Consider the following 13,213-nt stretch of genomic DNA (forward strand, 5'->3'; position numbering starts at 1 on the left):
TGCTGCCGGGTGCACCGGCCATGAAACAGACACCCCCAGCCCTGTGCCGTTGAGCCCCAGGTGGGCATGAACCTGCCCTCCCAACTGCTGTGCAGCCGATGCCACGATCGCCAAGCCCAGGCCAGAGCCCTCGCCAACGGACTGCGAGCCCCGGTGGAAGCGCTCGAACAGGCGAGGCCATTCGGACGGAGGCACCCCCGGCCCGTCGCCCTGCACCGTCAGCTCGATCAATTCCGCCCCCAGAGGCGGCAGGTCGGCTGCGTTGGGGCCAGGCGACAGGCGCACTTCGATCTGCCCCCCTGGTTTGCCGTGTCGGATGGCGTTGCGCACCAGGTTGTCCAAGATCAGTTCCATGCTGGCACCCGGTATGCTGCATTCCAGTTGTTCTGGTCCGACATATGACAGTGTCATTGAGCGCTGTGCCGCCAGCGGTGCATGGGTGGCGAGGGTTTCACGCGCCAGATCGGGCAGTTGCCGGGGAGTCCAGTGGGCTTCTGTGGTGGCTTGCAGGCGACCCAGTTCCAGCAGTTGGTGCACCAGCCGGTTGGTGCGCTGCAGAACGGTTTCCAGCCTGTGGGCTGCCGCTTGCCGGGCAGGCTCATCCTGCGCATGGCGTACCGTATCGATCTGGTGGGTCATGATGGCCAACGGGGTTCGCAATTCGTGCGCCAGATCGGCCAAGGCGTTGCGCTCATGATCCAGCAACTGCCGCAGCCGGGCCAAGGTCTGGTTCAGGTTTTGAACCACCGGGATCAGTTCTTTGTCCAACTTGTCGGTGGCCACAGGCTGCAGGTCGTCGGGGCGGCGTTGGGACATTTCCAGCGAAAGCCGATGTAAGGGGCGCAAACCCAGGTGTACGGTGAGCAGGGCCAGCAGCCACAGCACCACCAGGCTGGCAGCCAGCAAACCCAGGCTGGTGGGGGTGAGCATCACACTGTCGTACTGGATTTGTCGACTTGCCAGAATTTGAGTGATGTCCACCCGGTAGCTCCGGTCCGCCGTCCACATTGCGTACACCCGCAGGGGTGTGGGGCCTTCAGTGTCGTGAACAAAACCGTTGCGGTCGGGGTGGAAACGGTATCCCTGCTTCGCATGGCGGCTGTGCCCTGCTGGTGCGCCATTAGCTTGCCAGACTTGAAATGCCATGTAGCCATCAACCACAAACTTTTGCTTGTGGTAAGACTCAAGCAGGTGATCGAACCCAGACAGCACATGTGCCATGGCCTGCGGTGGTGGATGGTCGTCAAGGGTGGCCACCATGGCTGTGGCCAGACCTTTCAAGTCTCGGTCGAAAGACCCGGATTCGATGGCCTGGGTGCTGTACAAACCCAGAAAATAAATCAAGGCCCAAAGGGCTGTGCAGGCCAGCAACAAAGCCAGCAACATGCGCCGCGCTATCGATTGCCGCCACCAGTTGCCAGTCATGGGTGCAAGGCGTAGCCGATACCGCGCAGCGTTTCAATCTGGGCGGTGTCGAGTTTTCGCCGCAGGTTGTGGACGTGGAATTCCAGTGTGTTGAAGTGCAGGGGTTCACCCAGCGGGGCCAGAGCGCGGGCCAGGTAATGCTTGGTCACCACTTGACCCGCCTGTTTGGCCAGTTCCACCAAGATGTCGAACTCGCGCGGCGAAAGAGGCACGGTCTGAGCATTCAGCTTGACTTCGCGCCGCAGTGGGTCGATTTGTAGTGGCCCCACAGTCCACAGGCTGTGTGTTTGCCCTACGGTTCGGCGGGTCACTGCATGGATGCGTGAGGCCAGTTCATCCGGGGCAACCGGTTTGATGACGTAGTCATCGGCCCCGGAATTCAGCCCGGTGACCCTGGAGTCCAGTGCGTCGCGTGCTGTCAGAACGATCAATGGCACGCGCACGCCCTGACTGCGCCAGGTCTGTAGCAAAGTCATGCCGTCGTTGTCGGGCAGGCCCAAGTCCAGCAACACGCAGTCGAACGGTGCTGCGTCGGGCGCTGTCCATTGGTTCTGTGCCTCACGGGCCAAACGCACCCACACGCTGGTGAACCCACGCGCGGCCAGCGCCCGTTGGGTTTCAGTTCCCAGTTCAATGTCGTCTTCCACAAGCAGCAGGTGCATCGCTGGCGGGCTTTGGTGAAAAATTCGAGTCTACCAGCCATGCTCAGAAGTTCGGCGTCTGCTCTGGATTGGGCAGACAGTTCTGGCAGTCGACGGCAGGCTGGGAGTCTGACGCAGGTTCAGGGATCGTTCTCAACAAAACTTTGCAAGAAATCGGCTCTTAGCCCGGATAAACAAAGCACAAATAGCTATCGATACTATAGCAATGGTGGAATCTCGACCCTATAACCAACGAGCCAGCTGGGCCACATCTTCCGGGAAGAGCTGGCCTTTTTCGGCTTGCAGCACCTGGCCCTGGCGCCCCAGGACCAGGGTGATGGGCAAGCCGCGTGGCTTGGGGAGCACCTGCTGCACTGCAGGCGTGACCCAGGCTGCAGGAAAGGTGTAGCCCTTTTTCTGCAGGTAAGTCAGCGCCGCAGTCGGTGTCTTGTCCACTGACAAGGCCAGCATTTGCAGGCCGCGGCTCTGCTGGGCCAGCCAGAATTTCTGCATTTCCGGGCTTTGCAGGGCACAAAACGGACAGGTGCTGGCCCACCAGTAAATCAGCGTGGTGTGGCCCCTGGCCTGCTCGGGGTGAAACACACTGCCGTCCAGCAGCGTGAGTTCAGGCAGACGGACCACGGTCCCCTCGGCAGGCAAGGCAGGTGCTGTCGCCTCCAGGGCCACAGGCGTGTTCTGGGCCGCACTGACCACTGGGCGTAGCCCCAGTGCCAGCGCCCCCAGAGCCGGCAAGCGGGTGATCAGGCGTCTGCGTTGTGGCTGCATCACCGACGGCGGCCACTCAGGCGGCGTAACCCGGGTTGGGCAGGGCACCGATGATCTTGGGCGCATTGAGCTTGCGCGCCGACACCTTGCCACCACGGGCGGCAAGCCAGGTTTCCACCACTTCCCAGACCTGTTTGTTGCCTTGGTTCTTGGCTTCTTCCGCCACCGGAGCCCAGCCGGCCACCTTGTATTTTTTGTCGGCTTCGATGAGTTTGCCGTTCAGCCGCATGTCGCTGATGCGTTTGCCCATGCTCTCCAGCGGGCTGCAGCTGTACTGCAGGCCGCCGACGCGCACCATGTCGCCGCCTTGCTGGTAATACGGGTCGGGGTTGAACAGGTTGTCACACACGTCCTCCAGCACGGTCTTGATGGTGGCACCGGTCATCTCGGTCACCGTGGCATAGGAATAGGTGGTGGCGGTCATGTCCATCAGCCATTCGCGGGTGATGGCCTGGCCCGGCAGCAAGGTGGTGCCCCAGCGGAAGCCCGGCGAGAAGGCCAGGTCGGCCCCCTGCACATCCATCAGCGCGTCCACCAGCAGCTGGTCGCCGGTGCCGTTGAAGTTGCCACGGCGGTAGAGCGTGCCTTCGGTCACGGCCAGTTTTTCGGCCAGTTTGGCTTCATACGGCGCACGGATTTTGGTGATGAGGGCGTCCATCTCCTTGTCGGCCGGCAGCATGTTGGCAAACACCGGCAACAGTTTGTAGCGGAAGTCGGTGACCTTTTTGTCCTTGACTTCAAAGTCCAACACACCCAGAAACTTGCTGTTGGAACCCGCGTTGGTCACCAAGGTCTTGCCACCCTTGTTGCTGACCACACTGGCCACCGGCATGCCGTCGTGGGTGTGGCCACCCATGATGGCATCAATGCCACTGACACGGCTGGCCATCTTCAGGTCCACGTCCATGCCGTTGTGGCTGATGACCACGACCACCTGGGCGCCTTTGCCACGGGCCTCGTCGACCATCTTCTGCATGTTTTCGTCCTGAATGCCAAAGGCCCAGTCGGCCACCATGTAACGCGGATTGGCAATCGGTGTGTAGGGAAAGGCCTGGCCAATGATGGCGCAGGGCACACCGTTGATTTCGCGGATCACATAGGGCTTGAACACCGGGTCGCCAAAGTCATTGGTCTTGACGTTCTGCGCCACGAAGTCCACCTTGCCGGCGAAGTCCTTCTCGACAATTTCCTTGACGCGCTCCATGCCCAGGGTGAACTCCCAGTGGCCGGTCATCACGTCCACGCCCAGCAGCTTGCAGGCATCGACCATGTCCTGGCCATTGGTCCACAGCGCGGTGCCCGAGCCTTGCCAGGTGTCACCACCATCGAGCAACAACGCACCGGGGCGACTGGCTTTCATGCGCTTGACCAGCGTGGCCAGGTGGGCAAAACCACCCACCTTGCCGTAACGCTTGGCCGCCTGCTCGTAGTCCAGATAAGTCAGCGCATGAGCCTCGGCGCTGCCGGGGCGCACTTTGGCCACCTTGAGCAAATGCTCTCCCACCAGGTGCGGCAGGTTACCTTTCATGCTGCCGATACCGAGGTTGATGCTGGGCTCGCGGAAATAGATTGGCTTGAGCTGCGCGTGGCAGTCAGTCATGTGCAGGAACGACACCTGGCCAAATTTGGGGATGTCATACAGCCCGCTTTCCGCCGTGGCGGCCTCGGCCTGGGCGTAGGTGCCCAGCCCCATGCCGGCCATGGTGCCGGCACCCAGCACCTGCAAAAATTCACGTTTGGATAAGTTCATGGTGTTGCGACGATTGCGTTGAAAAAAGCCCGGGCTGGCCGGGCTGTGGCTTGCTTGAAGCCAGATTTACTGGTTGACGGGCGATTTGGGGTCCAGCAGCAGGGCCATCAGGTCACGTGCCTGGGCTTCGGTGATGATGCCCTTGTGCACTGCCCGTGGCATGACGGAACAGGCGTTATAGGCCCTGGCGTTCCAGATCTTGCCCCAGGTGTATTCAATGATGGCCTTGGAGGCCGGGCTGGTCGGATCGGCCGTGACGCCCCGGGTCTTGCCGTAGTTGTACAGGCTCGGGCCGATGGTGCCGAAGGAAATTTCCTTGGGGTCGATCTGGTGGCAGTTGTAGCAGTTGCCACCATTGGGGGTGTCGGCCTTGTCGGTGAAGGTCATGCCACGGCCACTTTGGGCCAGGGCCTCGCCCTTTTTCCAGTCCCCCAGGTACCTGCCGTCAGCGGGCCACTTGATGGTTTTGAGCTGGGCCGCTTGCAGGGCCATGGCCACCTCGTGATCAAGCGGCTTGCCCGCAACATCGGCAGCAGAGCAAGCGGCGTTGACCTCATCGGCCTCCAGTACCGACACCTTGACGATGCCTTCGTCCCGGAAGGATGACTTGACGATGCTCGCAGTCAGTTTGTCCAGATCCACCGAGGCGGACGATGCGGCACATCCCGCCAGCACCACCCCCGTGGCCAAGGCCAAGCTCAGTTTGATTGTGTTGTTCATCAGGTTCTCCAGGGCAATCAGCGTTTGAGGGCGGGCGCCACGGACTTGGAGCCCTGACTGTTCACACCCAGGTAGACCGCCAGAGCGACGGTGGCATCACTGGCAAAGCCGGGGTAGGGAAAGCGTTGCTGCCGGTAGCAGTCATTCAGGCGCTGCTGCATGCCCCACATCTGGCCGTTGGAGACCCGATAGGCTGGCCAGGCGGCAAAGCCGACACCGTCCCCCGGGTTTTTGGTCAGGTTGGGCAAGTCCTGCAGGCGAATGCGCCAGTTCTCACCCCCATGGCAAGAGGCACAGGAAAAATCGTGCGGACCGCCGCGCTGGAAAAATAGCCGCTTGCCTACTTCGTAGGCCACTTTTTCTTGCGGATGGGCTTGGGACAGGTTGAACTTCTGGTCGCGTGATTCAGCGGCAATCCAGGTGGCCAGAGCCGTCAAGGTATTTTGTTCACCCTTGCCAAAAGGGGTCTTGATGATGTCAGCCGGATCAAAACCTTGCAGGGTTTGCATGCAGGTCAACAGACGTGATTCCAAGTCCTGCACCTTGTTGGTGTCGGCAAAATAACGCGGCAATGTGACAAATGCGCCCTTGACCACGCCTGGCCCCTGCCCCAGATCACACGCCTGCAGCGACACTTTTTTGGGCCCGCGTTTTTGTTTCCAGAGGTCTTCACCCTTGGCTTCAAAAAGATCGGCAGGATTGCCGTCCTGCAACATGGCGCGGTATTCCTCGATCGAGGACACGGCTGCAGACTTTTGGGCAAACGCGCTGGGCATGAACAGCCCTGCCACTGCCGCCGCTATTGCCCCAAGGGTTACTTTTTTCAATTTTGTCTCCTCACACAAGGACCAAGGAAAAAGGGCGGGGACACCCCCACCCCTTTTGGATGACAACGGCCATCAGGATGCCGTGGCTTCGTCTGTACGGGTGTCACCCTTGGTGTCTTTCCAGGTCACACCAATCTTGTCGCCGGCTTTGGCGCCTTTGACGACAAACTGCAAAAACGGGTTCTTGGAGACCGCCGGGCCCCAGTCAGCCGTCATCACCACCTTGCCGTTGTGGGTGGCGGTCACTTCGGTGATGTGCATGGCAGGCACCAACTTGCCTGCCGAGTCTTTGCGCTGGCCGGACTCCATTTCATGACTCATCAAAACACGAACAGTGGCCTTGTCGCCTGTTACTTGGGCGCGAATACGCATCGGATCTGCCATTTTTTTACTCCTGGTATCAATTGAATTTCAAATATGGAAAAAGTGCACCGGCATCAGCCGCCGCAACCGCCCAAAGTCACCTTGACTTCTTTTTTGGCAAACAGGGCCTTGCCATCAGCCATCACCGCCACGGCGTAGACATCCGAAGATTGGCCCATCTTGGCACGGGTGGCAAAGTTGGCTTCAACACTGTCCGTCACGTTGAACTGGGCCACCATGGCGGCCGGGTTTTTCTCAACCAGAATCAGCATGTGTTTGACGCCAGCCAGCGTGGTGCTGGCGGTCAGCGGCACCACGGCGCCGTTTTCAGCGATGTCCGGACCACCGACGGTGACATCCTTGCTTTCGGTTGGCGCACCGGCACCCAGGGCCTTGAGCACGTCGGCCAGGCTCTTGGCCTCGAAGGCGGCCTTGTTGTAGGCCAGTGCATATTGAGGAAACAGACCGGTGGTAGCCAACAGGCCCGCCACCACGGCGCTGCGCTTGAGTGTCTCGCGACGAGTTTGCATAGGAATCTCCTTGATAAAGTTCACGTGAAAAAACTAAACTGATGACTTCTGACCGTTTTATTTGCCAGCCCCGGCAGCCAACCAGGTCGCAATGACCTTGATGTCTGCATCGTTCAAGGTTTGGGGCGGCATCGGGATGTCACCCCAGATACCAACACCACCAGACTTGATCTTTCCGGCCAGGTAGTCAGCCTTGCCAGCATACTTTTTGCCGACATCCGTAAAAGCCGGACCCACAATCTTGTTGCTGATGCCGTGGCAGACTGTGCAGCCATTTTTCTGCAGCAAGGCCGTCGCCTTCTTGCTGTCGGGCTTGCCAGCCTCTGCGCCTGTGGTCGCTTTCTCAGCCAGTGGCTTGACGGCTGTGGACACACCCGGCTTCTCACCCACCTTGGCTTCAGGCCGGGTGGTATCCACCCCATGCTGGGCGCCGACTGGACGATTCTGCTCCGCCAGATTGCCGTGGGCATTGCGTGCAAATTCCGGCAGCAAGGAAGCGACCTTGGGCTCTGGCGCACAGTCTTTCATACAGGCCACATTGCTGGTGTCAGGCTTTTTGGCACCACCAAATTCCTTGCCCGGCCACAGGGTATGGTCGGTCGTCATGCCATTGCGGTTGGGCATGCGCTTTTGCACGTCCTGGATGGTTTTGTCAGACAAGACAAAATTCTCCGGCACGATACCGGCAATGTTGAGCATGAAGGCCAGCGTGGCATACACATCGTCTGTGCTCAGGGTCTTGGGCGCGTTCCAGGGCATGGCCCGGTTGATGAAGTCCCAGACGGTGGAGATCGTGGCCACCTTCATGAAGGTGGTACGCGCCGGGAAGCCGGGTGTCACCAGGTTGGCAACATGCCCGGTTTCCATGTCTTTGGGCTGGATGCCGCCGATCAATGGGCTAAACACTTCGCCCGACTCACCAAAAAAGCCATGGCACTGGGCGCACTTGGCTTCCCAGATGTCCTGCCCCTTGGCCACGGTCCCCGAGCCGGGAGGCAGGCCCTTGAAATCCGGGCGAACGTCGATGTCCCAGGCAGCCACCTCCTTGGGCGTGGCATCACGGCCGATGCCCGAGAAGGCAGGGGCAGCCTGTGCACTCGTCAGCGCAGCCAGCGACAGCAGGACAGCACTTAAACCCGCTTTACGAAACCTGAACATTTTTGACCTCACCGTTTTCTTGCACCAGCCAGGACTGGATCGCGTTGTTGTGATAAATCGAGCGGGTGCCGCGCACCGCACGCAGTTGTTGGTAAGTGGGCTGAACAAAACCGGTGTCATCCATGGCCCGACTCTGGATGATGGCCGGCTTGCCGTCCCATACCCAATCCAGATTGAAGCGTGTCAGGGCTTTTGACAACACTGGGGACTCCAGGCGCGCGGTACGCCAGTTGCGGCCACCGTCGACCGAGACATCCACCTTCTTGATCTTGCCCTTGCCAGTCCAGGCCAAGCCGGTGATGTTGTAGAACCCTTTGTCCAGCAACACCTGACCACCCGAGGGCGTGGTCACCACACTCTTGCATTCCTGTAAACCGGAGTACTGACGATGTTGGCCATTGGGCAGCAGGTCGATGTAGTGGACCGCCTCGTCCTTGGTAGCGTAGGGCATGTCACCCACTTCAATACGGCGCAGGTACTTGACCCAGCTGACGCCCTGAATGCCCGGCACCACTAGGCGCAATGGGTAACCTTGCTCCGGGCGCAGCATTTCGCCGTTTTGCCCGTAGGCCACAAACACCTCGCCCGACTTGATGAGACTCATCGGAATCGTGCGTGTCATGGAAGAGCCGTCAGCACCTTCGGCCAGCACAAACTTGCCATTTTTCAGATCGGCCCCGGCCATCTCCAGCAAGGTGATCAGCGGTACACCGGTGAATTCGCTGCACGACACCATGCCATGGGTGTACTGGACCGTGGGCACCGCCACATTACCCCAGTCAACGGCAGTGTTGGCACCACACTCGATGAAGTGAAAGCGCGACACCGAGGGCAAACGCATGATCTCATCGAGTGTGAACACTTTGGCAGCCTTGACCATGCCGTTGATCATCAGACGATGCTTGGACGGGTCAATGTCCCACCACCCCTGGTGGTGGCGCTCGAAATGCAGACCGCTGGGCGTGACGATGCCAAACAGCGACTGCAAGGGGGCAAACGAGACCGAGGCCTGGGTAGTCTGGGTCAAACCCGGGCTTTGGCGGCGTTGCACATTGGCCTCGTATTGCGATGGTTTGCCGTAGCCATCGTTTTGCGCCACACCCTGACCCAAACCCACACTATGGGCTGGCAATTTCAGGATATTGGGGTCACCCCCCTCGGTCGGCACGGGGTTGCCCTGCGCCAGCACAGCCGGCACCGCAGCACCGGCAGCGGCAGCGGCAAAAGCGTTGCGAATGAAATCGCGCCGCCCCTTTTTGGCTTCTCTGAAGACGGTCTTGATCCCGTCCTGATCGAGGAAATTCTCAGGCGCCTTACGGACCCTGCCTGAGCTCAAACTCTGTTCCATTCAAAAACTCCTTTGAGGCACCAAATGGCCAACCAAAACATTTCGCAATCCGTTCACTCCAGAGTCAACAGATTGCGCACCTTCTTCCCACCGCCGACTTGAGCGCAGACCACCTTGCACACCATCACAGCCGAGTCATCCGCAATTCGGTAAAACACCTGCTGCCCTTTGCGCCGTTTGGCCACCACCCCCGCCTGATACAACACATTCAGATGCCGCGACATATTGGACTGGGACGCCTCAATCTGCTCCAGCAGCACCGATACGTTTCTTTCTCCACCGCACAACACACTGATGATCTGCAAACGCAACGGCGTCGACAGCACACCAAAAAGTTCTGCAGCTCGTGCCAGCGCCTGCGCAGCATCTTTTTGAGAAGTCTGTTGTGTTGTCATTTATTTGCATATCATTATATTGACAGTTACGAATATATAGGATGCAATTTCCCCAACCATTGGGGTTTTCACTTATTTGAAGCGGTAGTGGTCTCGATTGAGAACCGCTGAAACCGAAGTCACCTCTTCCGGGAAAAGGCCCAGATTGAGCTGCTGATTGCAGGCTTCCACCATGCCACGCAAGGCACCCAGTGAGTTGACTTTTCCGGCAGGCCGGTACATGGCACTGCCATCACCACCAACTCGACTCTGATGGCAAGCGGTGCACTTGTTGTCCGCAATGAGTTTTTCTCCCAGCTTGAGGTCAGCGCCCTCATAGAGCGCTGGCACAGTCTGGGCACCAGCTGACACTGCGCACCATAACGCTGCGAGAACATAGGCTTTTTTCATATCGGGCTGCTTTCTGCTGAAATGAACAAATGCCCCCGGGCACACCACGCATGCCCAGGAGTGCATCACCCCATCAAAAACGGTGGCTGTACATGAATTGCCAATTGGTCTGTCCGTGGGATATTTCCACCCCCTGGCCACTGGTCACCGTCACCTTGGGAGCCATCGTCACAGAAGCGTTCAACTCATCCACTGGCGACACCTTGTATCCAAACCCCAAAGTCACGTGATCTTTCACAATGGCCGGAAACAAAGGATTGACATAGGTGTCCGGCACAGGATTGCCGGCCAGATTCAAACCCGCACGCAAGGTCAGCTGTTCATTGGCTTTCCAGGCCATGCCCAGATTCAATACTGACTGATCCTTCCAGTCCTGCTGCATGGCAAAGTTGACCGAACCGCCCATGCCAGAACTGTCATAACGCATCCTGAAGCTCTTCATGGCATCAGCCCAGCCGATGTACTTCAAGTCAGCCGCCAGAAGCAGTGACGGATTGACCTGCCAACTTGCACCAACCGCCAGCACCGAAGGCATTTGAAAGTCGATCACGGTGATTTGACCGTTGTCGACAAAACCAGGCGCGGTCATGCTCGCCGCACTGCTGGCGGTCTTCATGTCACTGAGCGCCGACTTGAACTGATACGACCCGCCCAACACCACGTCTTTATTGACTTTATAGGTCGCCCCCAATGACGCACCAAATCCCGTTGCCTTGGCAGCGCCGGTGAAATCATTGCTGTCCGAAAAGGCGACGCGAGCCCAAGGTGCACCAGCAAGCGCCGGCAATGCATTGGCCAGATTTCCTGTAGGCGCAACGCCCGAGGCTTGCGCCATACCCGCCAGTTGCATGCCAGTTGCCGCCATCATCATGTCGAGCGATGACCACATGTATTTCAGTGTGGCACCCACCGTCAGATTCGGATTGACTTGATAAGCCAGTGGAAAGATGAGGTTACCCACCCCCAACTCCGAGCGGGCGGTTGCGGCGGAGCCGCCGGCCATGAAAGACGTTGCGTCGTATTCCGTCCCCATCCCACCTTGGGCAAACATGCCAACACCATAGGTGTAGGCACCATTGCGTTTGACATAGCCAAAAGCCGGCATGATGTACGAAGTGCCCTTGGAATCCGCGCTCATACCGAAAGCAGGAATGCTGCTCTTGACATCCGGCCCCAAAATGCCAATGGCCAGATCCAGACGCGAACTACCATCCTCCATCATGCCCAGCGTTGCCGGATTTTGAGCCATGGCTGCATTGCCGTGATCGATGGCCTGGGACGCCCCGCCCATGCCAGTGGAAATCGGCCCATATCCTTCCATCAACATGCCGTTGGTGGCCATGGCTGCGGTCATGGGCAGCGCCAGCGCCGCCGCAGTCACAACAGCACGAAGTTTGAATTTTGGATTCATCATGATGGTTTCCCGTTGTTAATGTATGGCCAGTGAATCAGAAGTCACCGCTGGCTGCCCGGTCCATCATCTGATAGATGGTTTCACGCACTTTCCAGGCTTCCTCCTTCAGTGGCGATGGCAGTTTACGACCCATTTTGACCATCATGTCCATGTTCAAGGTGTAAATCCACAGCCCATCTTCTTTTTCGACAACCGTTAAACGGCAAGGAAGATACGCTGACATGGCCGGACTGAAATCAACCATGATGCGAGCAGTGGTTGGTGAGCAATAGGAGTACACCTTAAGGAATTTTTGCTTGACCCCTGTGCGTGCTTCCAGTTCTTTTGACAAAGGCAACTCCCCCACACTCTTCATATTGCGCTCAGCAGAAATTTGCGCAAAAGCTTGCTCGATGTCGTTCACCGTCAAGCCAGCCTTGACCTTGCGCGACCAGGTTGTGGCTACGGCGATATCTCCCTCACCCTCTACCCACTTGTCCCACATTTTGCTGGCCTCGGCACCTGCACCATCTTCAAGTTTGCCCATGGTGCTGATCGTGCCGCAACCGGTCAAAAATACAGCGGCCAGCAAAGGCAGCCAAAGAAGCTTTCGGGTTAAAGAGTTCACGTGTTGTCCTTATTCATACAGGTTGTAATGGCGTTGCCGCGGGCTAAAAATCAAAAATCAGACGTTTGCTCTGATTTATATCAATCATCCATTACTTAATTCTGTAGTGATATTAGGAACTACCCTTAGCCCGTCAAAAAATGCAGGTGAGAAACTCGGAACCCATCACCAGAGAAGTGTGCGATGTTCAGTCCGATGGCATGAAGTCGGTTCGCATGACACGATAGATGCGTCCTTGCTTATCCAGCGGCTGAATCACCCCATCCCGAACCAGGCGACTGATCTCACGGCTTACGGTTTCGAGTTTGAGATCCAGCATGGAACCCATGTCTTCACGCGAAAACAAGATGGAAACATCACCATTGGTCGAGCTACGCATTTTCAACACCAAATTGCCGACACGGCGACGAGCTGTGCCAAAGTTCATATCAGCCAGCCAGTCGTCCGCATCCTTGAGCGCACGCTGCCACTTTTGCATCAATTGGGAATGAAGACGCGGGCTGCTGCCAGCAAGCCTCTGGATGACGTCAAGCGGGATACGGCACACCGACACTGCCGTTAATGCCACAGCGTCACTGTCGTAATGCGCAGAAGCCAACGCCTCCAGGCCCACAACATCGCCAGGACGCAACACCCTGACGATCCGCGGGCGCCCATCCAGGGTGCTACGCACCAGCTTCACCATGCCATGACGCAAGGTAAAAATGCCTTTTGCCGCATCACCTTCATTAAACAGGCTGGCACCCGGCAAATACTCCAGGTCGTCAATCGGGGCATGAATCAGTCCGAAATCATGCTCATTGAGATCTGCAAACAGCACCATGTCACGGATCCCGCACACTCGGCAATCGGAAGTACC

15 protein-coding genes are annotated in these 13,213 nt (G+C 58.2%); all 15 read right to left on the reverse strand.

The window, feature by feature from the left end; all coding sequences use genetic code 11:
• Positions 1–1,386 (reverse strand): ATP-binding protein (locus tag PHW99_RS06520; RefSeq protein ID WP_300174939.1); only part of this gene is annotated, 1,386 nt, incomplete at its 3' end.
• Between the two features lie 35 nt (positions 1,387–1,421).
• Entirely contained in the window at positions 1,422–2,087 is a 666-nt protein-coding gene (locus tag PHW99_RS06525; protein WP_300174942.1) for a response regulator transcription factor, read from the reverse strand.
• 222 nt (positions 2,088–2,309) lie between these two features.
• The gene (locus PHW99_RS06530; protein ID WP_300174944.1) at positions 2,310–2,852 is read right to left on the reverse strand and encodes a TlpA disulfide reductase family protein; all 543 of its coding nucleotides are present in this window, start codon (positions 2,850–2,852) and stop codon (positions 2,310–2,312) included.
• Between the two features lie 16 nt (positions 2,853–2,868).
• The gene (gene soxB, locus PHW99_RS06535; protein ID WP_300174948.1) at positions 2,869–4,602 is read right to left on the reverse strand and encodes a thiosulfohydrolase SoxB; all 1,734 of its coding nucleotides are present in this window, start codon (positions 4,600–4,602) and stop codon (positions 2,869–2,871) included.
• 66 nt (positions 4,603–4,668) lie between these two features.
• Complete coding sequence (gene soxX / locus PHW99_RS06540) at positions 4,669–5,322, reverse strand: sulfur oxidation c-type cytochrome SoxX (protein ID WP_300174950.1); 654 nt, start codon at positions 5,320–5,322, stop codon at positions 4,669–4,671.
• A gap of 17 nt (positions 5,323–5,339) precedes the next feature.
• The gene (gene soxA / locus PHW99_RS06545; RefSeq protein WP_300175015.1) at positions 5,340–6,098 is read right to left on the reverse strand and encodes a sulfur oxidation c-type cytochrome SoxA; all 759 of its coding nucleotides are present in this window, start codon (positions 6,096–6,098) and stop codon (positions 5,340–5,342) included.
• Between the two features lie 123 nt (positions 6,099–6,221).
• On the reverse strand, positions 6,222–6,533 hold the full coding sequence (soxZ, locus tag PHW99_RS06550; RefSeq protein ID WP_300174952.1) for a thiosulfate oxidation carrier complex protein SoxZ: 312 nt from the start codon (positions 6,531–6,533) through the stop codon (positions 6,222–6,224).
• 53 nt (positions 6,534–6,586) lie between these two features.
• On the reverse strand, positions 6,587–7,042 hold the full coding sequence (gene soxY, locus PHW99_RS06555) for a thiosulfate oxidation carrier protein SoxY (protein ID WP_300174954.1): 456 nt from the start codon (positions 7,040–7,042) through the stop codon (positions 6,587–6,589).
• Positions 7,043–7,099: 57 nt separating this feature from the next.
• Complete coding sequence (locus tag PHW99_RS06560; protein ID WP_300174956.1) at positions 7,100–8,200, reverse strand: c-type cytochrome; 1,101 nt, start codon at positions 8,198–8,200, stop codon at positions 7,100–7,102.
• Positions 8,184–9,548: a sulfite dehydrogenase gene (gene soxC, locus PHW99_RS06565; protein WP_300174958.1), complete on the reverse strand. Its 1,365-nt coding sequence runs from the start codon at positions 9,546–9,548 to the stop codon at positions 8,184–8,186. The genes PHW99_RS06560 and soxC overlap by 17 nt, the downstream gene beginning before the upstream one ends.
• A gap of 53 nt (positions 9,549–9,601) precedes the next feature.
• The gene (locus PHW99_RS06570; RefSeq protein WP_300174960.1) at positions 9,602–9,943 is read right to left on the reverse strand and encodes a metalloregulator ArsR/SmtB family transcription factor; all 342 of its coding nucleotides are present in this window, start codon (positions 9,941–9,943) and stop codon (positions 9,602–9,604) included.
• Positions 9,944–10,015: 72 nt separating this feature from the next.
• Positions 10,016–10,333, reverse strand: coding sequence for a hypothetical protein (locus tag PHW99_RS06575; protein WP_300174962.1), 318 nt, complete (start codon positions 10,331–10,333; stop codon positions 10,016–10,018).
• A gap of 73 nt (positions 10,334–10,406) precedes the next feature.
• Entirely contained in the window at positions 10,407–11,747 is a 1,341-nt protein-coding gene (locus tag PHW99_RS06580; RefSeq protein ID WP_300174964.1) for a DUF5723 family protein, read from the reverse strand.
• A 34-nt stretch (positions 11,748–11,781) separates the two neighbouring features.
• Positions 11,782–12,354: a DUF302 domain-containing protein gene (locus PHW99_RS06585; protein ID WP_300174965.1), complete on the reverse strand. Its 573-nt coding sequence runs from the start codon at positions 12,352–12,354 to the stop codon at positions 11,782–11,784.
• A gap of 187 nt (positions 12,355–12,541) precedes the next feature.
• Positions 12,542–13,177, reverse strand: coding sequence for a Crp/Fnr family transcriptional regulator (locus tag PHW99_RS06590; protein ID WP_300174966.1), 636 nt, complete (start codon positions 13,175–13,177; stop codon positions 12,542–12,544).
• Positions 13,178–13,213: the final 36 nt, after the last annotated feature.

Origin of the sequence: Rhodoferax sp. (genome assembly GCF_028689305.1) — a bacterium.
Lineage (GTDB): Bacteria > Pseudomonadota > Gammaproteobacteria > Burkholderiales > Burkholderiaceae_C > Rhodoferax.